Genomic DNA, 22,175 nt, shown 5'->3' with positions numbered 1-22,175 from the left:
GCTCTTTTGAGTGAAGTAGTTCCTGTGGGAGCGAGCTTGCTCGCGATAGCGGTCTATCCGACACACTCATGTTGGCAGACACACCGCCATCGCGAGCAAGCTCGCTCCCACATTAGGTTTTGTGATGCATCAAGGCTGTGGCTTCTTGAACACATAGAACAGATTCGGCTCGCTCACCAGGTACAGGTTGCCATCGTCGTCCATGGCCAAGCCTTCGGCCTGGGGCACGGTTTTTTGCAGGCCCTGGCCACCCTTGCTCAACGACAGCGTGCTCAACGGCCGGCCGTCGATATCCAATTCGATAATCAACCGCGATTCATCGGACAGCGCCAGCAAGTGGCCGCTGCGTTCATCGTATTGCAGGCTTGAAAGGTCGCGCACGAACAGCCCGGCATCGCGCTTGGGGTTGTTGATCACATGGACCGCGTAGGACTTTTCCGGATTGTGATGGGGAAACCCATGCACTTCATAAATCAGCATCGGGTCGCGTTCCTTGGCCACGAACAGGCGTTTGCCCACCGAATCGTACGCCAGCCCTTCGAACCCCTTGTTGCCGCTCATGTGCACGCCGAGGGTCATTTGCTCGGCATCGGCGGCGTCGAGGAATTGGGTGTCGTCCTCCAGGTGAATCTTGATCAGGCGCTGCTGGCGCTCATCGGTGATGACGTAAGTGTCTTCGCTGATGAATTCCACCGCCTCCGGATCGCCAAAGCCGATCAGGGCGATGCGCCGCAAAATCTTGCCGTCCAGGGACAGCTCGATCAGCTCTGCGTTTTTATTGGTCACGGTGAACAGGCTCTTGCGGACCGGATCGAACGTCAGCGCGGAAACGTCATCGTCCAGCCCGTCGATCACCTGGGCTTCGACCGTGACGCGGTATTGGTCCAGGGCGATGGTCTCTTCGCTGACGGGTTTCCAATAGGTGTGGAGGTTGAACCAGGCGCGTTCGAACAGGCGCAGATACTGGCCGGCGGCGATCAGGCAGATCAGCGTCAGTGTCAGCAATATCAGAATCAAGGGTTTGGGACGGGCGAGTCGACGCATGTTGGGGTGGGCTCGGATGAGAACAGGTGAGTGGAAATACCACGGCTGCCTGAACTGAAGCTTAATGGCGGTGTGCCACACCCTACAACGAAAGGGAACTTACCTTACAGAGTGAGTCCTGTCAGCGCTGTTTTTCGAGACGATAGAACAGATTCGGCTCGCTGACTATGTACAGGTTGCCGGCTTCGTCGACGGTGACGCCCTCGGCGCGAGGGATCGTGTCTTTCAGGCCGTTGAAGCCACCCAGCAAGGTCATGAAGCTGACTTGCTCGCCTTTTTCGTCCAGTTCCAGCAGCAGATGGGAGTCGGCCGAAAGGACCAGCGTATGGCCGGTGCGCGGGTCGATCGCCAATGCCGAGAGGTTGCGCAGGTCCAATTCATTGCTGACATGAATCTGCTTGTCGCCCTTGAGCAGTTGGCTGCCATCGCTTTTCCAGGTGAACAATGCCGGCGGGCGTTCTTCGCCGAGCACCAGTTGCTGGTTGCGCGGGTCCCAGGCAATCGCTTCGAACCCTTTGTTCTGGTTCTGCGAGGTGCCCAGATCATAGTGAGGAAAGTCAGTGCTGTTCAGTTCCCGGGTGTTGGCATCCACCTGGACGATCGACAGCATGTGATTGCGCTCGTCGGTAATCGCCAACAGGCCATTGGTCATGTAGGTCACGCCTTCGGGGTTGTTCCAGCCCACCAAAGGCATCTTGCGCAGCACGTCGCCTTGCAGGGTCAGTTCCACCAGGAACGGGTTCTTGCCCATGACCGCGAACAAGGTCTTGGTTTGTGGGTTGTAGGCCACATCGGACGCCTCGTCCTTCTCCATGCCCGGTAGCGGCTTGGCGTCGATCACGGCGTGGTAGTCCGGCAACCAGATGCTTTCCTGGCGCTGGGCCGGGCTCTGGAAGTGCTCAGATAGCCAAAGCAGGCCGCGGTCGTCCCAATGCATCGCAACCGCCAGGCCATAGGCTACGGCCACCGCCAGCAGCGACCAGGCATACCAGGGCAGGGCGAAGCGCGAGCGACGGGCAGGTTTGGCGGCAGGCTGTGCTTGGGTTTTGGCCATCGGGGAATGCGTTCCAGAAAATTCGGCTAGGGGAGTGGCTGGCTCAGATGCCGCATTCCCCGGAATTATCCGGATGGCATGTGAAAAAATCGGTAAATGATCGGATAGGCGCCATGTATACCCTGTGGGAGCGAGCTTGCTCGCGATGAGGCCGTCACCTTCAACATGATGTTGGCTGACACACCGCTATCGCGAGCAAGCTCGCTCCCACGCTGGGGCAAAGGTTGGCCGTTAGCGAACGCTGCTTTCGAAGCGGCTCGTCCCTGGCAGTTCCAGGATCAGCTCATCGCCCGCATTCAGCGGCCCGACGCCCGCCGGGGTGCCGGTGAGGATCACGTCGCCGGCCTGCAGCGAGAAGCAACCGGCCATGTATTGGATCATCGGCACGATGGGATTGAGCATCAGGCTGCTGTTGCCGTCCTGGCGCACTTCACCGTTGATGGTCAGGCGCACGGGAATGTCGGTCAGGTCGGCGAACGTGGCGTTCGAAACAAATGGGGCAATCACCGCCGCGCCGTCAAAGGACTTTGCGACCTCCCAAGGCAGGCCCTTGGCCTTGAGCTCGGCCTGTTTGTCCCGCAGGGTCAGGTCCAGGGCCGGGGCGAAGCCGGAGATCGCGTCCAGTACTTCTTCAGCGCTGGGCTTGGTGGACAGCGGTTTGCCGATCAGTACGGCGATTTCCGCCTCGTAGTGCACCGAACCACGGTCGGCGGGAATGCTGAAACCGCCTTCCAGCGGCACCACGCAACTGCCCGGCTTGATGAACAGCAAGGGTTCGGTGGGCACCGGGTTGTCCAGTTCCTTTGCATGTTCGGCGTAGTTACGGCCAATGCACACCACTTTCCCCACCGGGAAATGAATACGTGTACCGTCGACATACTGGTGCTGATAGCTCATTACCGACTCCTGCTTCTGGGGTTCATCAGGTGTTTTAGGTATCAAATCGCGAAAATCTTGCCCGGGTTCATGATGCCGTTCGGGTCGAAGACAGCTTTCACGGCTTTCATGTATTCGATTTCCACCGGCGAACGACTATAGGTCAGGTAGTCGCGCTTGGTCATGCCCACGCCGTGTTCGGCGGAAATCGAGCCGTTGTACTTCTCGACGGTTTCAAAGACCCATTTGTTCACGGTCGCGCACTTGGCGAAGAACTCATCCTTGTCGAGGTTTTCCGGCTTGAGGATGTTCAAGTGCAGGTTGCCGTCGCCGATGTGACCGAACCAGACGATTTCGAAATCCGGGTAGTGCTCGCCGACGATCGCGTCGATTTCCCGCAAGAACGCCGGGACTTTCGAGACGGTCACCGAAATGTCGTTCTTGTACGGCGTCCAGTGGGAAATGGTTTCGGAGATGTACTCGCGCAGCTTCCACAGATTCTGCAGTTGGGTTTCGCTCTGGCTCATCACGCCGTCCAGCACCCAGCCCTGCTCCACGCAGTGCTCGAAGGTTTCCAGGGCGTGGTTGGCGACTTCTTCGGTGGTGGCTTCGAATTCCAGCAGGGCGTAGAACGGGCAGTCGGTTTCGAATGGCGCCGGAACGTCGCCACGACCGAGGACCTTGGCCAGGGCCTTGTCGGAGAAGAATTCGAAGGCGGTCAGGTCCAGCTTGCGTTGGAAAGCGTGCAGCACCGGCATGATCGAGTCGAAGTCCGGGGTGCCGAGCACCATGGCGGTGAGGTTTTTCGGCGCACGGTCCAGGCGCATGGTGGCCTCGACCACGAAGCCCAGGGTGCCCTCGGCGCCGATGAACAGCTGTCGCAAGTCGTAGCCGGTGGCGTTCTTGATCAGGTCCTTGTTCAGCTCCAGCAGGTCGCCCTTGCCGGTGACGACCTTCATGCCCGCCACCCAGTTCCGGGTCATGCCGTAGCGAATGACCTTGATACCGCCGGCATTGGTGCCGATATTGCCGCCAATCTGGCTGGAACCTGCCGAGGCGAAGTCCACCGGGTAGTACAAGCCGTGTTCCTCGGCCTTATTCTGCAGCTGTTCGGTGACCACGCCAGGCTGGCACACGGCAGTACGATCGGTCAGGTTCACGTCGAGAATCTGGTTCATATAGTCGAACGACACCACGACTTCGCCGTTGGCCGCCACGGCCGCGGCGGACAGCCCCGTACGCCCGCCCGATGGCACCAGCGCGATTTTGTGCGCATTGGCCCAGCGAACGATGGCCTGGACCTGTTCGGTGGTCTTGGGAAAGACAATGGCCGAAGGCGCCGGGGCGAAGTGCTTGGTCCAATCCTTGCCGTAAGCGTTCAGGGAGTCGGCATCGGTCAGGACCTTGCCAGGCTCAACCAGGGTCTTCAGCTCATCTATCACGGCAGGATGGGTCATCGACAGAACTCTCGAACAATTCATGGTCATCCTGAGAACGCTTCACGTCGCAGGAATGAGTGTTTAGCGGGGTGCGTATGCTAGCATACCGACCCCGCAGCGTAGTGCCCAACGGCTGTTCTGCGGCGACGGCTGTCACGCCGGTCGGGTCAGCATGCGCTGTCCGATTCCCTGCCATTTTTCTCCGGGACACAGGTTTACGCAGATGAGCAAGACTTCTCTCGATAAGAGCAAGATCAAGTTCCTTCTTCTCGAAGGCGTCCACCAATCGGCTGTCGACGTCCTCAAGTCGGCGGGTTACACCAGCATCGAGTACATCACCAGTTCTCTGCCGGAAGCCCAGCTCAAGGAAAAGATCGCCGATGCTCACTTCATCGGCATTCGCTCCCGTACTCAACTGACCGAAGAGATCTTCGACCACGCCAAGAAACTGGTGGCGGTCGGCTGCTTCTGCATCGGCACCAACCAGGTTGACCTCAACGCGGCTCGCGAGCGCGGTATCGCGGTGTTCAACGCGCCGTACTCCAACACCCGTTCCGTCGCCGAACTGGTACTGGCCGAAGCGATCCTGCTGCTGCGTGGCATCCCTGAGAAGAACGCTTCCTGCCACCGTGGTGGCTGGATCAAGAGCGCGGCCAACTCCTTCGAAATCCGCGGCAAAAAGCTGGGTATCGTCGGCTACGGCTCGATCGGCACGCAGTTGTCGGTACTGGCTGAAGGCCTGGGCATGCAGGTGTTCTTCTACGATACCGTGACCAAGCTGCCCCTGGGCAACGCCACCCAGGTCAACGACTTGCACGAGCTGCTGGGCATGTCCGACATCGTGACCCTGCACGTGCCGGAAACCGCCGCCACCCAGTGGATGATCGGCGAGAAGGAAATCCGTGCCATCAAGAAGGGCGGGATCCTGATCAACGCCGCGCGTGGCACCGTGGTCAAGCTCGACGCCCTGGCCGACGCGATCAAGGACAAGCACCTGATCGGCGCGGCCATCGACGTGTTCCCGGTGGAGCCACGCTCCAACGACGACATCTTCGAAAGCCCGCTGCGTGGCCTGGACAACGTGATCCTGACCCCGCACATCGGCGGTTCCACCGCCGAAGCCCAAGCCAACATCGGCTTGGAAGTGGCGGAGAAACTGGTCAAGTACAGCGACAACGGTACGTCGGTATCGTCGGTGAACTTCCCGGAAGTGGCCCTGCCGGCACACCCTGGCAAGCATCGCCTGCTGCACATCCACGAGAACATCCCGGGTGTGATGAGCGAGATCAACAAGGTCTTCGCCGAAAACGGCATCAACATTTCCGGTCAGTTCCTGCAGACCAACGAGAAAGTCGGCTACGTCGTGATCGACGTCGACGCCGAATACTCGGATCTGGCGCAAGAGAAGTTGCAGCACATCAAGGGCACGATTCGTTGCCGCGTGTTGTTCTAAGCAGGCTGGCCTTGCAGTAAAAAAACGGGAGCCTCGCAAGGGGCTCCCGTTTTTTTGTCGAGCACGTAACCTGTGGGAGCCAGTCCTGCGTTTATTTCACGTTGACAGTGATTTTCTTGGACACGATCGATGGCTCGAATGGCATGTGGCCGCTATCGCCCAGGATCAATTGCAAGGTGTGCTTGCCCGGGGCCAGTTTGATGGTGGCCTCGGTCTGTGCCTTGCCGAAGTGCATGTGATTGGCGTCGGTCGGAATCGGCGCGCCGGCCGCAGGCAGCTTGTCGACATCGATCAGCAAATGGTGATGGCCTGTGTTCTTGGTCACATCGCCGGCGGGGGCCAGGGCGATGTCCTTGACGCCGAACTTGACCTTGAATTCCTGGGCGACCGTCGCGCCGTCTTTCGGGGAAACGATGAACACTTCAGCACCTTTAGGTGCCGGTGTCGCGGCGCTTGCCAGCATCGATGCACCCAATAACAGACCGGCCAACGCGGCACGAGACATAAAGCTTTTCATTTTTTTCTCCAGTTTTTCCATGAAATCCGCCTGGCCATCACAACTTCATGACCAATCGTTGTCGAAGCCTGCAACAACCATAGCAAAGCGAGCCTGAAACGAGCGTCGCTTGTATAAATACAAAGGAGTGACCATGCGTTTTCTGCCTGGCCTGATTTGCCTGCTACCCCTTTTGAGCCCCCTGGCTCATGCCGAACTGATCGATGACATCAATGACCGTGGCGAACTGCGCATTGCCCTCGAGGCCAACACCGCGCCCTTCAACTTCAAGGAAGACGGCAAACTCACCGGCTTCGAAGTGGAACTGGGTGAAATGCTCGCGGCGGAACTCGATGTACGGCCCGATTTCGTGGTCACCGATGCGGCGGACCTGCTGCCCGGTGTGGAAAGCGGCAAGTACGACGTTGCCATCAACCACATAGCACTGACCCCGGAACTGGCGGAACGTTTCGACCTCAGTGCCGCTTACAGCCGTCCGGATGCACAACTGCTGGCGAGCAAGGAGGAGCCGCAGCGTCCGTTGGTCATGGTGCAGTCGTTCCAGCCGGAAGAGAAGAGCGGCCCGCCACCGAGCCTGGTGATTCCGTTCCAGAAGGGCAATCCGGCGTTCAAGGCCAGCCTGGATAACGCCCTGACGCGTATCAAGGATGACGGGAGGCTGGAGCAGTTGTCGCAGAAGTGGCTGAAGAAACAGGAATGAAAGCTTCCAGGCGATGAGGCAAGCCATCAAGCTTCATTGACTGTTGGACCGCTATCGCGGGCAAGCTCGCTCCCGCAATGGAGCTGCGGTGTTCACCGAGCATGAGTTCACAACTGATCGAGTGTGGGAGCGAGCTTGCTCACGATGGCGCCCTGAAATCCTAAGCAGGCCTACGCCAGACACTCGCCAACCAGGGTTGTTGCTCCCGTGGCAGTCCCGCCGGCCGGTAGTAATGCTCCAGCTCCACAAAACCTGCCTCGCTGAGCAGCGTGCGCCAGGCCGCGAGGTCGTGATAAGCGCCAAAGCGCTGGCCGTTCCAGCCTTCCTGATTTTCGCCCCGAGGGTTGGAGCTGAACAGCACCCCCCCGGGCTTGAGCGTGGCATGCAGTTGTTTCAGCACCCGAGGCAGTTCCTGGACCGGGATATGAAACAGCACGGCGTTGGCGAAGATCCCGTCAAAGCGTTCAGCCGGCAGGTCGAGTTTCAAAAAGTCCTGCTGCCACACTTCGCATCCGCTGTCCTGGCGCGCCATCCGGGCAAATTCCGCCGAGCCATCGAGGCCCACCGCCACGTGGCCCATGGCGGTGAACGTTCGCAGGTCTCGTCCGGGGCCGCAGCCTAAGTCCAGGATGTGCAGGGGTGCCTTGGCCTGAATGTGCCGCAGCAACGCGTCGATATTCTGACTGACGTCGTGATCGCGAGTGCCTTCGCGGAAGCTGTCGGCGACCGCGTTGTAATGGCCCAGGGTCGTGGCGGTGATGGTCTGCAGGTCTTCGGGCGTGTGTTTCATGGTTCGGGGACTTGGGTAAGGAGCGTCAGCCGACTATACCGCAAGCAGACTCACGCCCCCATTGGCATTAGCCAACGCGGCCTAACGCTTGTTCAAGCCCCGCGCCAATCGGTCCCCACCCAGTTGAATCACCGCCACCAACGCCACCAGCAATACGATCACCGTGAGCATGATCTGGCTGTCGAAACGCTGGTAGCCATAGCGGTAGGCAATGTCGCCCAGGCCACCGGCACCGATTGCCCCGGCCATGGCCGAGGAGTTGATCATGGTCACCAAGGTGATCGTAAAGCCACCGACGATGCCGGGCAGGGCTTCGGGCAGCAGCACATGCCAGACGATATGCCAGCGGCGGCAACCCATGGCCTGGGCCGCTTCGATCAGGCCATGGTCGACCTCCCGCAGGCTGACTTCGGCGATACGGGCGAAGAACGGCGTGGCGGCGATGGTCAGCGGTACGACCGCTGCCCACACGCCATAGGTGGTGCCGACGATCAGCCGGGTGAACGGAATCAGCGCCACCATCAGAATCAGAAACGGTATCGAGCGGAACAGGTTCACGAACGCGCCCAGGGCTCGGTTCAAGGCCGGCGCTTCATAGATCCCGCCCTTGCCACTGGTGACCAGGATCACCGCCAGCGGTATGCCCGCCAGCAACGCGATCAACGACGACACGCCGACCATCAGGAACGTGTCGATGAAACCCTGCAACAACCGATCAAACCACATAACCCAGCACCTCCACCCGTTGCGCCCAATTGCCCGCCCGTTGACGCAGTTCCTCGGCGCCCCACGACGAACCGCTCACGGCCAGCAGCAATTGTCCCAGCCCGTGACCCTGAATCCGTTCGATGCCGCCGTGCAGCAAGCGCACCCGCCCACCGAGAGCGCTGAACAAGGCGGCAAGATCCGGTTCCTCGCGATCTATGCCGGTGAATTGCAGGCGCAGCACCGTAGCCGCGTCCGCCGAGGCCGGCAGCGTCTGCAAGCGACTTTGCAGTTCTTCCGGGATGGCGTGTTGCAACGGTGCCAGCAGTGTCCGACTGACCTCGTGTTGCGGGTTGCCGAAGACTTCCCAGACCGGCCCCTGCTCGACGATCCGTCCCTGCTCAAGCACCACCACCCGGTCGCAGACTTCGCGAATCACCGCCATTTCATGGGTGATCAAGACGATGGTCAGGCCCAGCCGCTGGTTGATCTCGCGCAGCAGGCCGAGGATCGACTGGGTGGTCTCCGGGTCCAAGGCCGAGGTGGCCTCGTCGCACAGCAGGATCTGCGGGTCATGCACCAGCGCCCGGGCAATCCCGACCCGCTGCTTCTGCCCACCCGAAAGCTGCGCCGGGTAGGCCTTGTGCTTGCCGTGCAGACCCACCAGCTCCAACAGCTCGCGGACTTTGCGCTGGCGCTGCTCCTTGGGCACGCCGGCGACTTTGAGCGGCAGTTCGACGTTCTGCCACACGGTCTTGGCCGACATCAGGTTGAAGTGCTGGAAGATCATGCCGATGCGCCGACGCAGCTCCACCAGGCGATCCTCATCGAACTCGCCGATGTCCACCCGGTCGATCAACACCCGGCCGCTGGTGGGTTGTTCGAGCCGGTTGATAGTGCGGATCAATGATGATTTGCCGGCACCGCTGCGGCCGATGATGCCGAACACTTCGCCGCGCTGGATCGCCAGGTCGATGCCTTGCAGTGCGGCCACCGGGCCCTGGCTGCCGTTGTAGGTCTTGCCCAGGCCGATAAACCGCACATGGGCACGGTTCAGCTCCGGATGCAGTTCGGTGTGTTCGGCACGCTGGGGCGCGGGGGCTTCATATCTGAGTCGAGCGTTGACGGCGTTCATGATCAACCTTCCCAGCCGGCCTGGTAGAGCTTGCCGTGGGCCTTGTCCAGGGCGGCGCGCACGACTGGCGAGTGCTGATAGATGTCGACGAACTTGATCAGCCGTGGATCGTTCTGGCTCTTGGGCTGGATCACGAACTGAATCACGTATTCCTTGTGATCGAGGCCGTCGAACAGCAAGGCCGAGCTGGCATCGAAGGTCTTGGCCAGGCGGATGTAGGCCGGATAGCCCTGCACCAGATCGGCGTCTTCATAGGCGCGCACCAGTTGCACCGCTTCGACTTGCAGGATCTTGAGCTGCTTGGGATTGGCGACGATGTCGTCTTCGGTGGCCTTGTAGCCGACGCCCGGCTTGAGGCTGATCAGCCCGGCCTTGGCCAGCAGCTGCAGGCCGCGACCGCTGTTGATCGGGTCGTTGGCAATGGCGACGCTGGCGCCTTCGGGCAGTTCGTCGAAGCTTTTGTATTTTTTCGAATAGAGGCCGACGTTGTTGATGATCCCCGGCGCAAACGGCACCAGGTCGAACCCGGCGGCGGCCTTGGCGTTTTCCAGGAACGGGATGTGCTGGAAGTAATTCACGTCGATGTCACCGGAAGCCAGGCTGACGTTGGGCGCGATCCAGTCGCTGAACTCCACCAGTTCGACCTTCAGGCCTTGCTTGCCGGCTTCTTCGACCGCTGCCTCCAGGGGAATGGCGAACGCGGCGGTGGTGCCGATCTTCAACGGTGCGTCGGCGGCAAATAGCGCCGAGCTGAACAGGCCGAGGGCCAGGGCCAGTGCTTTGACTGGCAGGGTCAGGCGTTGCTGGGTCATGTCGAATATTCCAGTCATTGATTAATTGAGCCATGGGCTTTTTGGCGGTAGGTCGAACCGGTGTGTTGTTCGGGTAGATGGGCCCCCGCGCGGAACAGCTTTTCCCGCAGGGTGCCGGTGTCGTATCCGGTCTTGTACGAACCGCGTCGCTGCAACTCGGGGATCACCAGGTCGATGAAGTCCACATAGCTTTGTGGCGTCACGATGCGGGTCAGGTTGAAGCCATCGAGGCCGGTTTCGGCGATCCACGACTCCAGCTCATCGGCCACCTGTTCAGACGAGCCGACCAAGGTGATGTAGCGACCGCCCAGGGCGTGTTGCTCCAGCAATTTGCGTCGAGTCCAGTCGTTGTTCTGCAGGGTCTTGGTGGCCGACTGGATGGCGTTGCTCTTGACGTACTGGATCGGCTCGTCCAGTTCGTACTGGGAAAAATCGATCCCCGTCGACGCGGAAAAATGCGCCACCCCGGCCTCGGCGCTGGCGTAGCCCAGGTATTCGGCATGCTTGGCCCAGGCGGCCGCCTCGGTCTCGCCGACGATCACGTTCAGACCCATGAATACCTTGATGTCCTCAGGGTTGCGCCCGGCCTCGACGGCGCTGGCGCGGACCTTGTCCACCTGGGCCTTGGTCGCCGGTTTGTTCTGGCCACTGATGAACACGCACTCGGCGTGCCGACCGGCGAACAGCAAGCCGCGCTCGGAACTGCCGGCCTGGAACAGCACCGGGGTGCGTTGGGGCGACGGTTCGCACAGGTGATAGCCCTCGACCTGGTAGAACTCGCCTTGGTGGCGGACCTTGTGCACTTTCTCCGGTTGGGCATAGATCCGCTGCTCGCGGTCATTGAGCACAGCGTCGTTTTCCCAGCTGCCCTCCCACAGTTTGTAGAGTACTTGCAGGTATTCATCGGCCTGGTCGTAGCGGCGGTCATGCTCGACTTGCGCCGTCAGGCCCATGGCCTTGGCGGCGCTGTCCAGGTAGCCGGTGACAATGTTCCAGCCGACCCGGCCACGACTCAGGTGGTCGAGGGTGCTCATGCGTCGGGCGAACAGGTAGGGCGGTTCGTAGGTCAGGTTGGCGGTGAGGCCGAAACCCAGGTTCTTCGTCACGGCAGCCATCGCGGAGACCAGCAGCAATGGGTCATTGACCGGCAGTTGGATCGACTCCTTGAGCGTGACGTCCACCGACTGTTGATACACGTCATAGACCCCGACGATGTCGGCGATGAACAGCCCGTCGAACAACCCGCGCTCGAGCAATTGCGCCAGGGCGGTCCAGTATTCGAGGGTGTTGAACTGAGTCGAGGTGTCCTGGGGATGAGTCCACAGGCCATGGTTGATGTGCCCGATGCAGTTCATGTTGAACGCATTGAGCAGGATCTTTTTCTTGCCGGCCGCCATCAGATGGTCCCCCGCAGCGGCGGTTTTTCGTCGTTGAGGTAGAAGTTGCCCACGGCGTGGTATTTCCAGCGCACCGGGTCATGCAGGGTGTGCACCCGTGCGTTGCGCCAGTGACGGTCGAGGCCATGTTCGGCCAGGGTCGCCTGGCTGCCGGCCAATTCGAACAACGTGCTGCTGGCGGCCAGGGATATTTCGGTGCTGATGGCGCGAGCTTCGGCCACGGCAATCGAGGCGGCGGCGACTGTGTCGGCCCCGGTGTCGGCCTGGGCCCGGTCGAGGAATTCACCGGCACGTTCCAACAGGGCTTCGGCGGCATGCAGGCGGATGCTCAGTTGGCCGAAACTCTTGAGGGTGTGCGGGTCTTCGGTGGCGACGTCGCTGGTGGCATCGATCCAGGGACGGGTTTTAGTGCGGACAAAATGCAAGGCGTCTTCATAGGCGGCGCGGGCGATGCCGGTGTCGATGGCGGCGTGAAGAATCTGCGCCAGTGGCCCCACCGGTGTAGGGCGTTCGAAAGCACTTTGGAAGGGCACGATGTCGTCGGCGGGGACATGCACGTTTTCAAACACCACCGAACCACTGCCCGTGGTGCGCTGGCCGAAACCGCTCCAGTCGTCGATCACCGTCAGGCCTTTGCTGTCGCGAGGGACGAACGCCAGTTGTTGCACGCCGTTTTCATCCACCACCGAGGTGGGGATGCGCTGGGCGTAGATCGCCCCCGTGGCGTAGAACTTGCGGCCGTTGATGCGATAACCCTCGCCGTCGCGGCACAGTTGGGTGGTGCGGTCATGGGCGGTCTTGGTGCCAAGTTCTGCCAGGGCGTTACCAAAACGCTGCCCGGCGAGCACCTCTGCGTACAGGCGTTGTTTTTGCGCTTCAGTGCCGTTTACCCGCAATACCTCCAGGGCGTAGAAATGATTTTGCGGGATCTGCCCCAGCGAACCGTCGGCCTGGGAAATCAGCGCAATGACTTTGGCCAGGGTGACGTTGGACACACCGGCGCCGCCATAGGCCTTGGGTACACTGATGCCCCACAGGCCAGAACGGGAGAAGGCCTCCAGTTCCGGGTAGGGCAAGCGCCGCTCGCGATCGCGCAGGGCACTGTCGCGCTTGAAGTCATCGGCCAGGTCACTGGCCACGATCAGGGCTTGTTCATCGCTGGTGATCACCGCGACGTGTTGAGAAAACGTCATGTACTGCTCCAGAGGTCGGGTCGTCAGATCCAGGAATGCCGGGCCGGCAAGGTGCCGTTCAGGTGGTAGGCGCCTACCGCGTGATACTTCCAGCGCACCGGGTCGTGCAGGGTGTGGACCCGTGCGTTGCGCCAGTGGCGATCAAGATTGAATTCGGCGAGGGTGGCGCGGCTGCCGGCCAGCTCGAACAGTTTTTCGCTGGCTTGCAGGGCGATCTCGGTGGTGAGTGCCTTGGCTTCGGCCACGGCAATCGAGGCGCGGGCGGACGATTGCGCGGTGATGGGGGCGGCACTGACTTGGTCCAATACTTGTCCGGCCTTGCGCAGCAATGCTTCGGCGGCGTGCAACTCGATTTTCAGCTTGCCGATGTCGGCGATCACGTAGAGGTCATCACTGGCCCGGTCGACCTTGGCGTCGATCCAGGGCCGGGCCCGTTCGCGCACGAAGGCGATGGCATCGTCGATGGCGCCACGAGCAATGCCCGCATCGATGGCTGCCTGGATCAGTTGGGAAATCGCCCCTTGCACGCCGGGCGTTTCGTTGATGCGCCAGTTTTCCAATACCAGTTCGGCATCCACTCGCACGTTGTTCAGCAGCACGGTGCCGCTGGCCGTGGTGCGTTGGCCGAAGCCCGACCAATCGTCGACGATCCGCAGGCCAGGGGTGCCGCGCCGCACGAACGCCAGCACTTGCCGGCCCTCGTCATTCAGCGCCTTGACCGCGACCCAGTGGGCGAACAGTGCGCCAGTGGAATAGAACTTCTGGCCATTGATGACGAAGCCGTCACCGTCGGCGGTGATCCGCGCCTTGAGTTCAAGGGTGTTGCGAGTGCCACGTTCGGGTCCGGCATTGCCGATGCGCCAGCCTTCGAGCACGCTCTGCAGCAGGATTTTTTTCTGCCGCTCTGTACCGGTGCCGAGAATCAGCTGGAGCACGCCGAACTGGTTCTGGGGGATCTGTCCCAGGGCCGGGTCGGCGGCGGAAATGATTGCGAACACGTCGGCCAGGGTGACGAACGAAACCTGCGGGCCGCCGTAGGCCCGGGGAACGGCGATGCTGCCCAGTCCGCTGCGGGTGAATTGCTCGATTTCCGCCCAAGGCAGCTTGCGTTGCTGGTCACGACGCGCGGCTTGCTGACGGGCGACCTGTGCCAGTTCATGGGCGGCTTTGATCGCCTCGGCATCATTGCGCAGCACCTGTGCGGGCAACAGCAGGGGGGCGATGTCCAGGTCGCTCTGGACCTTTGCTTGCGCCAGATCCGACATTACAGCCACTCCGTGGCTGCGGGCAGTGCCTTGGCATACTGCACTGGGGCGATTGTGTTCCGTTCCATACCCACCTCACATCTCAAGAAACGCCGCAATGAAGGCGACGAGCAAAAATCAAGAATGTCCGGTGGTCCGGTTTATATACCCTAAGCGTGTGTAAATTATTTTTGAACTAACTTTTAGGAATATGGATAGGTTGGTTTTAAATTGACGCCCGTATGCTCCCCTGGATGAAGCCGCTTTTTGTGACGAGGTGCCTGCTCCCGCTTGGGCTGCGCTGTAGGAGCTGCCAAAGGCTGCGATCTTTTGATCTTTCGCTTGGGACTCAAGCGTCAGGGGAAAGATCGCAGCCTCGCTCCGCTCGACAGCTCCTACAGGCCCAGGCCCCCTCGCCACAGAAGCAGGCTTGCCGCATAACTGTTTGCATCAAGGCTGTCGGCGGCGCGCTTCGGCAGCCATGAGCGCCGGTTTCGGTGAAGTGCTCAGGTACGGGTTGACGCAACCGATCTTCAACGTCCGTGGCGGTGCCCAGTGGGAGTTGTTGCCCACGAGGTCGAGAATGCAGTAGGTCACTTCCAGGCGCAGGTCTTCTCCCGCCTCCAGGATGATCTGCGGCGGGACCCAGATATTGATCGGCTGGCCGACCTCGCTGGCGGTGAGGGCAGGCAGGTCCATGCGCACATCGCCCCAGCGCAGGGTCACGGCATCGCCGACGGCCATGTTCAGGTAGGGCTCGATGGTCAGCGGTACGCCGCGCTTGATCTGGTTTGGGTTCACCCCTTGGCGCCGGATGGTGGTGGGAATGCGCACTGGCGCCAAGCCCTGGTTTTCATCGCCGCTCAGGGCCAACGGCTGGCCGCCGGGACAATCGAGCTTCACCCGCACCTGTTGCGTGGCCGACAGCGCCGGCCCGCGTCCGACCTGCATCACCCGATAATGGATGCGCGAGGTCCCATTGACGATGAAGCTCTCCGGGACCCGCATCGTGATGTTGCCCAGTACATCGGCCTGCGACAACACGCGTGAGCCGACGTAGCAGTTGTCCCAGAACAGTTCGATCAGGTCACCGGCGTCCATGCCGGGGTAAGGGGCAATGGCTACTTCCAAGTGAGCGGCGTTGGCGATATTGATGCCAGTAGGGTGGGCGTTGGCCAGTGTGGGGGCGGCCAATTCAGGACTCTTCGACTTACATGTCATGGTGTTCTCCTTGATGCTTGAAAACTAAGTCCGTTTCGGGAAGATCAAAAAGCGATGGATATCGCGATATATTTGTTATGGGTATAGCCATAGGGGCTGTCTGCACTTAGTCACTGCGCAAACTAAAACACGGTGCGTCGCCTGCCGGGCACTAGATAAGGGCTCTACAGTTTCAGTGTCAATAGAGCCGGTAGCTTAATAACTCGTTGTGAAAGGCTTCAGAAACATCCTACGTATGTATGTTAAGAATGCGCATCGCTGCAGGCCAATTTCCTAGGCTCTTTGGTTTTTTTGAAAAAGGCTAGAAGCCGCGTCTGACAACTAAGTTTATGAGGCGCGCGGAGGATAAGTGTTGCGAGAGTTATATGGGTTACTTGCGATATGGGAGTCGGAGGATTTTAGTAGGTGTAAGTTGCAAGTTATGTCGTTCGGATAAAAGAACGCGATGTCGTGTTAGTTGTGCAGCGGTCTCACTTCCATCCCTGGAAGTGATAACACTGACTTACTGGTCGCCGTGTCCGGCAGAGAGGAACTTGCTGAGGAACTGGCGCGTGCGTTCTTCCTTGGGTGCCGCAAACAAGGCCTTGGCTTCGCCTTGTTCGACGATCACGCCTTTGTCGAAAAACACCACACGGTTGGCCACGTCCCGGGCGAAGCCCATTTCGTGGGTCACGATGACCATGGTGCGCTTTTCTTCGGCCAGGCCGCGAATGGTTGCCAAGACTTCGCCCACCAGCTCCGGATCGAGGGCCGAGGTCGGCTCGTCGAACAGGATCACCGCCGGTTCCATCGCCAGCGCCCGGGCAATCGCCACACGCTGCTGCTGGCCGCCGGAAAGGCGCCGTGGGTAGGCGTTTTCCTTGCCGGCCAGCCCTACCTTGGCCAACAGCTTGCGTCCCAGGGCTTCGGCGTCGGCGCGGGGAATTTTCTTCACCACTTGTGGGCCTTCGGTGACATTTTCCAAGGCGGTGCGATGGGGAAACAGGTTGAAGTTCTGGAACACGAAGCCCACCTGCTGGCGCAAACGGCGCACCAGGCCCTGTTGCTGGTTCAGTGGGCGGCTGCCATCGATCTCGATGTCGCCGACCTTGATCCGGCCACTGGTAGGCTCTTCAAGGAAGTTCAGGCAGCGCAGGAACGTTGTCTTGCCCGAGCCGCTGGGGCCGATGATCGCAACCACCTCGCCTTCTTCGATCTTCAGGTCGATGCCATTGAGCACCACCTGACCCTTGAACTGCTTTGTCAGTTTTTCCACGACAATCATGGGTCAGGACTCCTGGTCATGCCGATTGACCCGGGCTTCCAGGACGTTCTGCAGGTGCGAGAGCACGGTGGCAAGAACCCAATAGATCAGCGCGGCGGCAAGGTACATGGTGAAGATTTCGAAGGTTCGCGCGGTGATCAACTGCGCCTGGCGGAACAGCTCCGGCACCTGGATGGTCGCCGCCAGCGCGGTGTCCTTGACCAGGGAAATGAAGCTGTTGCCCAACGGTGGCAGGGCCGTGCGTGCGGCTTGCGGCAGGATGGCCCGGCGCAGGGTCTGGGCGCGGGTCATGCCGATACTCGCCGCCGCTTCCCACTGGCCGCGCTCGATGGAACTGATGGCGGCCCGCAGGATTTCACACGCATAAGCAGCCATGTTCAGCGAGAAGCCGATCAGGGCCGCTGGCAGCGGATCCAGCTCGATGCCCAGTTGCGGCAACCCGTAATAGATCACGAACAACTGCACCAGCAACGGCGTGCCGCGAAAGAACGACACGTAGATGCGGGCGATCCAGCTCACCAGCTTGAAGCGCGACAGGCGCATCAGCGCCAGGCCGAACCCCAGCAGCAAGCCGAAAAACATGCCGCCCAGGCTGAGGATAACCGTGTAATACGCGCCCTTGAGCAGGAAGGGCGCGGAGTCCAGTGCGAGTTGGAAAGCTGCTTCCATTATTGGGTAACGTCAGCGCTGAAGTATTTTTCCGAAAGCTTCTTCAGCGTACCGTCGGCGCGCAGTTTCTCGATGGCCTTGTTCACGGCTGCCAGCAGCTCGGGCTCGCCCTTGCGCAGGGCAATACCGGCTTCCTGGCGGGAGAAGGCTTCGCTGGTGACGGTGGTGTCCTTGGCTTTCTTGGCGTATTCCAGTGCGGCCAGACGGTCGATCAGGATGGTATCGATACGGCCGACGCGCAGGTCCTGGAACTTGGTGGGGTCGTCATCGTAGGTTTTGACTTGGGCGCCCGGTACTTCAGCTTTTACCCATTGCTCGTAGTTGGTGCCCAAGCCCACGCCGACTTTCTTACCGTCCAGGTCAGCGGCCTTCTTGATGTTCAACTCGTCGGCTTTCTTGGTCAGTACCAGTGCTTGAATCCCGGAAACGGTGTACGGCTCGGAGAAGTCGTACTTTTTCTTACGTTCCTCGGAGATGGTCACCTGATTGACCACTGCGTCCAGGCGCTTGGATTCCAGCGCCGCGAGGATGCCGGCCCATGGGGTCGTCTGCAGCTTGACCTTCACACCCAGTTCCTTGGCCAGGGCTTCGGAGAACTCCACTTCGAAGCCGGTCAGTTTGCCGCTGTCATCAACGAAGCTGAACGGTGGATAAGTGCCTTCCAGGCCGATCTTGATTTCACCGGCATCCTTGATTTTCTGCAGTTGCTCACCGGCAACCGCTTGCCCCAACAGCCCGGCGCTCAATGCCAGGCCCAGCGAACCCACCAACAGGTTGCGACGTAATGCGGAAAAATTCATGACAAGCCCCTGTGTTTTCTTATGAAGAGATATTTTGGCTGAGATAAGGCGTAGCCGCGATCCGAAAAGATTGCCACATCCTGCCTTAAAGCAGGCTGGGCGTCTCGCGGCAAATGCGCCTGCGGCGAGACTATGAGTTGGCTTTTATAGATTGGAAAATAATATTAAATACAGCAAATATATCTATTTGGAATGAGTTCCTGTGGGAGCGGGCTTGCTCGCGAAGGCGGCGTGTCAGTCGATATATTTCTGGCTGATACACCGCCTTCGCGAGCAAGCCCGCTCCCACAAGGGACCTTCAATAATCCTAAAACGCTGCGTTATAGGCAAACAACGCCGGCGCGCCGCCGGTGTGCAGGAAGATGATCGGGCCTTGGTCGAAACGGTCGCGGCCAATGCCATCGAGCAGGCCGGCCATGGCCTTGCCGGTGTAGACCGGATCGAGCAACAGGCCTTCCAGGCTGGCCAGCAGCTTGACCGCCGCCAGTGTCCCGGCGTTCGGTTCGCCGTAGCGGGGGGCGAAATATTCGTCCCACAGGTTCACTTTGAACGCTTCCGGAAGGGCGACTTCGAGTAACGCTGCCGTGCGCTCGGCCAGGCCCTGGACCTTCGGAAACTGGTCCTCCTCGCTACGCGAAACCGTGACGCCAATGACCGGAAGCGCCGGCAGGCTTTCACTCAACGCCAGCGCCAGGCCGCTGTGGGTCCCAGCACTGCCCGAGGCCAGTACCACGGCAGCGAACTCGATTCCGCTGTCCTTGATCTGCTCGGTCAGTTCAAGGCCGGCGCGCACATACCCCAGCGCGCCCAAGGCGTTCGAACCGCCAATCGGCACCAGGTAGGGCTTTTTTCCATTGCTGCGCAGACGCCCGGCGAGGGCTTGCAATTGCTCATCGGCGTTGTCCAGGTTTTCCACTAGCTCGACCTTGGCGTCGAACAGCTCCAGCAGCAATCGGTTGCCGTTGCCCAGGTAATTGCTGTCTTCAGTGCCGATGGGATTTTCCAGCAAGGCCACGCAACCCAGGCCCAGCTTCGCGGCCAGGGCGGCAGTTTGGCGTACATGGTTGGACTGGATCGCCCCGGCGGTGATGAGGGTATCGGCACCTTGGGCGACGGCATCGGCGGCCAGGTATTCGAGCTTGCGCAGTTTGTTGCCGCCCAAGGCCAGGGGCGTCAGGTCGTCGCGCTTGATGTAGATGTCCCGGCCAAGCCAGGTGGAGAGGCGGTCGAGTTTTTCCAGCGGTGTCGGATGGCTGAGCAGGTCGAGACGGTTAAAGCGAGACAGCTGTTCTTTGATCATGAGTCCGTACTGGTTGTAGGCGATGTCTGGACTATAGGCACGCGGATATTCGTGGGCAACCGGCAATCATTGGTTTGGAAGTGAACCGGCGCGGGATTGGGGGCACGAATGATATGTGAGCGCCGAGAAACCTGTGGGAGCGAGCTTGCTCACGATAGCGGAGGTTCAGTTCGCCTCTGTATTACTGACATACCGCCATCGCGAGCAAGCTCGCTCCCACAGGGGGCTGTGTATATGGCTTAGTCACTGAACGAATGCTCACCAGGCAACGTCATACCCTCCCGTAGGCTAGCGTAGGAAGCATGCCGTTGAGCCCTGCGATTAGTCCTTAGCTGCCTATTCATGTTTAACTTGAACGTTCATTCAAGTTAAACCGTCGGTTTGCTGCCCGCTCACAATAAGGAGGCTTGCTTTTGCCGAGTCCGTTTTCGACCCTCGCTGTTTCGCTGCCCGGGGGCCTTCGCCCATGAGTGCTTCGTCCCTGCCACCCAGCGGCCTGGTCCGCATGAATCCGCCGGTGTTTTACTTCGCCGCGACCTTTATCCTGCTGTTCGGCCTGGTAGTGATTGCCGTGCCGGAGCAGGCCGGCGCCTGGTTGTTGGCTGCGCAGAACTGGGCGGCCAATACGGTCGGCTGGTACTACATGCTCGCGATGACGCTGTATCTGGTCTTCGTGGTGGTCACCGCCTTGTCTGGCTACGGCAAGATCAAGCTCGGTGCCGACCACGACGAGCCCGAATTCAGCTATCTGTCCTGGGCCGGCATGCTGTTTGCCGCAGGCATCAGCATCACGCTGTTTTTCTTTTGCGTCTCCGAGCCGCTGACCCATTTGGTGCAGCCGCCCCAGGGCGACGCCGGTACCGCCGAGGCGGCGCGCCAGGCCATGCAGATCCTGTTCCTGCACTGGGGCCTGCACGGCTGGGGCGTCTTCGCGTTCGTCGGCATGGCCCTGGCGTACTTCGCCTACCGGCACAATTTGCCGCTGGCCCTGCGCTCGGCGCTGTACCCGCTGATCGGCAAGCGCATCAACGGCCCCATCGGCTATGCGGTGGACGGCTTCGGCATTATCGCGACGGTGTTCGGCCTTGGCGCGGACATGGGTTTTGGTGTGCTGCACCTCAATTCCGGGCTCGACTACCTGTTCGGCATTGCTCACACCCAGTGGATTCAAGTTGGTTTGATCGTGCTGATGATGGGCGCGGCAATCGTCGTCGCGGTGGCCGGTGTCGACAAGGGCGTGCGGGTCATGTCCGACATCAACATGCTGCTGGCCTGTGCGTTGCTGCTGTTCGTGCTGTTCGCCGGGCCCACCCAGCATTTGCTCAATACGTTGATCCAGAACATCGGCGATTACCTCGGTGCCCTGCCGATGAAGAGTTTCGACCTGTACGCCTACAACAAACCCAGTGACTGGCTGGGCGGCTGGACGGTGTTCTACTGGGCCTGGTGGATCGCGTGGTCGCCGTTCGTGGGCCTGTTCATCGCGCGGATTTCCCGTGGACGGACCATTCGTGAGTTCGTGTTCGGTGTGCTGCTGATCCCCCTGGGTTTCACCCTGGCGTGGATGTCCATCTTTGGCAACAGCGCCATCGACCAGGTGCTGAACCACGGCATGAGCGCCCTGGGCATGTCCGCCCTGGAAAACCCATCGATGAGCCTTTACCTGCTGCTGGAAACCTACCCCTGGAGCAAGACTGTCATCGCGGTCACCGTGTTCATCAGCTTCGTGTTTTTCGTCACGTCCGCTGACTCGGGCACCGTGGTGCTTTCGACGCTGTCAGCCAAGGGCGGCAATCCCGATGAGGATGGGCCGAAATGGCTGCGGGTGTTCTGGGGTGCGATGACGGCCCTGGTGACCAGTGCGTTGTTGTTCTCCGGCAGTATCGATGCCTTGAAGTCGGCGGTGGTGCTGACGTCCTTGCCGTTCTCACTGATTCTGCTGTTGATGATGTGGGGCCTGCACAAGGCGTTTTACCTGGAATCCCAGAAGCAGATCGCGCAATTGCATTCCCTGGCACCGGTGTCGGGATCGCGCCGGGGCACGGGCGGCTGGCGTCAGCGCTTGAGCCAGGCGGTGCATTTTCCGTCCCGTGACGAGGTGTACCGTTTCCTCGACACCACGGTGCGCCCGGCCATTGAAGAAGTGACCGCGGTGTTCGTCGAGAAGGGGCTGACGGTGGTGACCCAGCCCGACCCGGCCAACGACAGCGTCAGCCTGGAGATCGGTCACGGCGAGCAGCATCCGTTCATTTACCAGGTGCAGATGCGTGGCTACTTTACGCCGTCCTTCGCCCGCGGCGGCATGGGCTCGAAGGAGCTCAACAACCGGCGCTACTACCGTGCCGAGGTGCACTTGAGCGAAGGCAGCCAGGATTACGACCTGGTGGGCTACACCAAGGAGCAAATCATCAACGACATCCTCGACCAGTACGAGCGGCACCTGCAGTTCCTGCATCTGGTGCGCTGACCGAGACCCTAGGTTTTCCATCTTCACCGACCTCATCGCGAGCAAGCTCGCTCCCACAGGGCAAGTGATTCCTTCTTGGAGGGCCGCTGACTTCC

20 protein-coding genes are annotated in these 22,175 nt (G+C 60.5%); 3 read left to right on the top strand and 17 right to left on the bottom strand.

What is annotated here, in order from left to right; translation table 11 throughout:
* Positions 1-129: 129 nt before the first annotated feature.
* The 4 genes from BT125_RS18995 to BT125_RS18980 all read right to left on the bottom strand — a co-directional run bounded on the left by BT125_RS18995 (position 130) and on the right by BT125_RS18980 (position 4,431).
* On the bottom strand, positions 130-1,044 hold the full coding sequence (locus tag BT125_RS18995; RefSeq protein WP_072409241.1) for an SdiA-regulated domain-containing protein: 915 nt from the start codon (positions 1,042-1,044) through the stop codon (positions 130-132).
* A 121-nt stretch (positions 1,045-1,165) separates the two neighbouring features.
* Positions 1,166-2,098: an SdiA-regulated domain-containing protein gene (locus tag BT125_RS18990; protein ID WP_072409239.1), complete on the bottom strand. Its 933-nt coding sequence runs from the start codon at positions 2,096-2,098 to the stop codon at positions 1,166-1,168.
* Between the two features lie 231 nt (positions 2,099-2,329).
* Positions 2,330-2,995: a fumarylacetoacetate hydrolase family protein gene (locus BT125_RS18985; RefSeq protein ID WP_060739697.1), complete on the bottom strand. Its 666-nt coding sequence runs from the start codon at positions 2,993-2,995 to the stop codon at positions 2,330-2,332.
* Positions 2,996-3,036: 41 nt separating this feature from the next.
* Entirely contained in the window at positions 3,037-4,431 is a 1,395-nt protein-coding gene (locus tag BT125_RS18980; protein ID WP_072409237.1) for an FAD-binding oxidoreductase, read from the bottom strand.
* A gap of 205 nt (positions 4,432-4,636) precedes the next feature.
* Between BT125_RS18980 and serA the strand changes: the two genes are divergently transcribed.
* Complete coding sequence (serA, locus tag BT125_RS18970) at positions 4,637-5,866, top strand: phosphoglycerate dehydrogenase (protein ID WP_072409233.1); 1,230 nt, start codon at positions 4,637-4,639, stop codon at positions 5,864-5,866.
* A 91-nt stretch (positions 5,867-5,957) separates the two neighbouring features.
* Here serA and BT125_RS18965 read toward each other — a convergent pair whose 3' ends face one another.
* A complete protein-coding gene (locus BT125_RS18965; protein WP_072409324.1) occupies positions 5,958-6,383 on the bottom strand; it encodes a DUF4399 domain-containing protein in 426 nt (141 codons plus the stop codon).
* Between the two features lie 133 nt (positions 6,384-6,516).
* Between BT125_RS18965 and BT125_RS18960 the strand changes: the two genes are divergently transcribed.
* On the top strand, positions 6,517-7,083 hold the full coding sequence (locus BT125_RS18960; protein WP_072409231.1) for a transporter substrate-binding domain-containing protein: 567 nt from the start codon (positions 6,517-6,519) through the stop codon (positions 7,081-7,083).
* A gap of 160 nt (positions 7,084-7,243) precedes the next feature.
* Here the strand turns inward: BT125_RS18960 and BT125_RS18955 are convergent, their stop codons facing one another.
* From BT125_RS18955 to BT125_RS18900, 12 genes are all read right to left on the bottom strand, one after another.
* Positions 7,244-7,873: a class I SAM-dependent methyltransferase gene (locus BT125_RS18955; protein ID WP_072409229.1), complete on the bottom strand. Its 630-nt coding sequence runs from the start codon at positions 7,871-7,873 to the stop codon at positions 7,244-7,246.
* 81 nt (positions 7,874-7,954) lie between these two features.
* Positions 7,955-8,599, bottom strand: coding sequence for a methionine ABC transporter permease (locus tag BT125_RS18950; RefSeq protein WP_025211262.1), 645 nt, complete (start codon positions 8,597-8,599; stop codon positions 7,955-7,957).
* A complete protein-coding gene (locus BT125_RS18945; protein ID WP_072409227.1) occupies positions 8,589-9,713 on the bottom strand; it encodes a methionine ABC transporter ATP-binding protein in 1,125 nt (374 codons plus the stop codon). The genes BT125_RS18950 and BT125_RS18945 overlap by 11 nt, the downstream gene beginning before the upstream one ends.
* A 2-nt stretch (positions 9,714-9,715) precedes the next feature.
* Positions 9,716-10,525: a MetQ/NlpA family ABC transporter substrate-binding protein gene (locus BT125_RS18940; protein WP_072409225.1), complete on the bottom strand. Its 810-nt coding sequence runs from the start codon at positions 10,523-10,525 to the stop codon at positions 9,716-9,718.
* 14 nt (positions 10,526-10,539) lie between these two features.
* On the bottom strand, positions 10,540-11,922 hold the full coding sequence (locus tag BT125_RS18935; protein ID WP_072409223.1) for an LLM class flavin-dependent oxidoreductase: 1,383 nt from the start codon (positions 11,920-11,922) through the stop codon (positions 10,540-10,542).
* The gene (locus tag BT125_RS18930) at positions 11,922-13,115 is read right to left on the bottom strand and encodes an SfnB family sulfur acquisition oxidoreductase (RefSeq protein WP_072409222.1); all 1,194 of its coding nucleotides are present in this window, start codon (positions 13,113-13,115) and stop codon (positions 11,922-11,924) included. The genes BT125_RS18935 and BT125_RS18930 overlap by 1 nt, the downstream gene beginning before the upstream one ends.
* Positions 13,116-13,138: 23 nt before the next feature.
* Positions 13,139-14,380, bottom strand: coding sequence for an SfnB family sulfur acquisition oxidoreductase (locus BT125_RS18925; RefSeq protein ID WP_072409220.1), 1,242 nt, complete (start codon positions 14,378-14,380; stop codon positions 13,139-13,141).
* Between the two features lie 429 nt (positions 14,381-14,809).
* Positions 14,810-15,580: a hypothetical protein gene (locus BT125_RS18920; RefSeq protein ID WP_072409218.1), complete on the bottom strand. Its 771-nt coding sequence runs from the start codon at positions 15,578-15,580 to the stop codon at positions 14,810-14,812.
* Positions 15,581-16,082: 502 nt separating this feature from the next.
* Complete coding sequence (gene tcyN, locus BT125_RS18915; protein WP_072409216.1) at positions 16,083-16,844, bottom strand: L-cystine ABC transporter ATP-binding protein TcyN; 762 nt, start codon at positions 16,842-16,844, stop codon at positions 16,083-16,085.
* Between the two features lie 3 nt (positions 16,845-16,847).
* A complete protein-coding gene (gene tcyL, locus BT125_RS18910) occupies positions 16,848-17,513 on the bottom strand; it encodes a cystine ABC transporter permease (protein ID WP_072409214.1) in 666 nt (221 codons plus the stop codon).
* A complete protein-coding gene (gene tcyJ, locus BT125_RS18905) occupies positions 17,513-18,313 on the bottom strand; it encodes a cystine ABC transporter substrate-binding protein (protein ID WP_060739685.1) in 801 nt (266 codons plus the stop codon). Before tcyJ ends, tcyL begins: the two co-directional genes overlap by 1 nt.
* Positions 18,314-18,620: 307 nt before the next feature.
* Complete coding sequence (locus BT125_RS18900; protein ID WP_072409212.1) at positions 18,621-19,613, bottom strand: D-cysteine desulfhydrase; 993 nt, start codon at positions 19,611-19,613, stop codon at positions 18,621-18,623.
* Between the two features lie 505 nt (positions 19,614-20,118).
* Between BT125_RS18900 and betT the strand changes: the two genes are divergently transcribed.
* Positions 20,119-22,080 (top strand): choline transporter BetT, encoded by a 1,962-nt coding sequence (betT, locus tag BT125_RS18895; protein WP_170866853.1) that lies wholly within the window; start codon positions 20,119-20,121, stop codon positions 22,078-22,080.
* Positions 22,081-22,175: the final 95 nt, after the last annotated feature.

The sequence above is a fragment of the Pseudomonas sp. NFACC04-2 genome, from assembly GCF_900119265.1.
Classification (GTDB): Bacteria; Pseudomonadota; Gammaproteobacteria; order Pseudomonadales; family Pseudomonadaceae; genus Aquipseudomonas; species Aquipseudomonas fluorescens_AA.
The sequence above is the reverse complement of the archived record's forward strand: the minus strand, read 5'-3'. Positions and strand labels throughout refer to the sequence as shown.

Coding starts and splice junctions, on each gene's coding strand:
- BT125_RS18995 (WP_072409241.1), bottom strand. CDS start 1,044: ATGCGTCGACTCGCCCGTCCCAAACCCTTGATTCTGATATTGCTGACA.
- BT125_RS18990 (WP_072409239.1), bottom strand. CDS start 2,098: ATGGCCAAAACCCAAGCACAGCCTGCCGCCAAACCTGCCCGTCGCTCG.
- BT125_RS18985 (WP_060739697.1), bottom strand. CDS start 2,995: ATGAGCTATCAGCACCAGTATGTCGACGGTACACGTATTCATTTCCCG.
- BT125_RS18980 (WP_072409237.1), bottom strand. CDS start 4,431: ATGACCCATCCTGCCGTGATAGATGAGCTGAAGACCCTGGTTGAGCCT.
- serA (WP_072409233.1), top strand. CDS start 4,637: ATGAGCAAGACTTCTCTCGATAAGAGCAAGATCAAGTTCCTTCTTCTC.
- BT125_RS18965 (WP_072409324.1), bottom strand. CDS start 6,383: ATGAAAAGCTTTATGTCTCGTGCCGCGTTGGCCGGTCTGTTATTGGGT.
- BT125_RS18960 (WP_072409231.1), top strand. CDS start 6,517: ATGCGTTTTCTGCCTGGCCTGATTTGCCTGCTACCCCTTTTGAGCCCC.
- BT125_RS18955 (WP_072409229.1), bottom strand. CDS start 7,873: ATGAAACACACGCCCGAAGACCTGCAGACCATCACCGCCACGACCCTG.
- BT125_RS18950 (WP_025211262.1), bottom strand. CDS start 8,599: ATGTGGTTTGATCGGTTGTTGCAGGGTTTCATCGACACGTTCCTGATG.
- BT125_RS18945 (WP_072409227.1), bottom strand. CDS start 9,713: ATGAACGCCGTCAACGCTCGACTCAGATATGAAGCCCCCGCGCCCCAG.
- BT125_RS18940 (WP_072409225.1), bottom strand. CDS start 10,525: ATGACCCAGCAACGCCTGACCCTGCCAGTCAAAGCACTGGCCCTGGCC.
- BT125_RS18935 (WP_072409223.1), bottom strand. CDS start 11,922: ATGGCGGCCGGCAAGAAAAAGATCCTGCTCAATGCGTTCAACATGAAC.
- BT125_RS18930 (WP_072409222.1), bottom strand. CDS start 13,115: ATGACGTTTTCTCAACACGTCGCGGTGATCACCAGCGATGAACAAGCC.
- BT125_RS18925 (WP_072409220.1), bottom strand. CDS start 14,380: ATGTCGGATCTGGCGCAAGCAAAGGTCCAGAGCGACCTGGACATCGCC.
- BT125_RS18920 (WP_072409218.1), bottom strand. CDS start 15,580: ATGACATGTAAGTCGAAGAGTCCTGAATTGGCCGCCCCCACACTGGCC.
- tcyN (WP_072409216.1), bottom strand. CDS start 16,844: ATGATTGTCGTGGAAAAACTGACAAAGCAGTTCAAGGGTCAGGTGGTG.
- tcyL (WP_072409214.1), bottom strand. CDS start 17,513: ATGGAAGCAGCTTTCCAACTCGCACTGGACTCCGCGCCCTTCCTGCTC.
- tcyJ (WP_060739685.1), bottom strand. CDS start 18,313: ATGAATTTTTCCGCATTACGTCGCAACCTGTTGGTGGGTTCGCTGGGC.
- BT125_RS18900 (WP_072409212.1), bottom strand. CDS start 19,613: ATGATCAAAGAACAGCTGTCTCGCTTTAACCGTCTCGACCTGCTCAGC.
- betT (WP_170866853.1), top strand. CDS start 20,119: ATGAATCCGCCGGTGTTTTACTTCGCCGCGACCTTTATCCTGCTGTTC.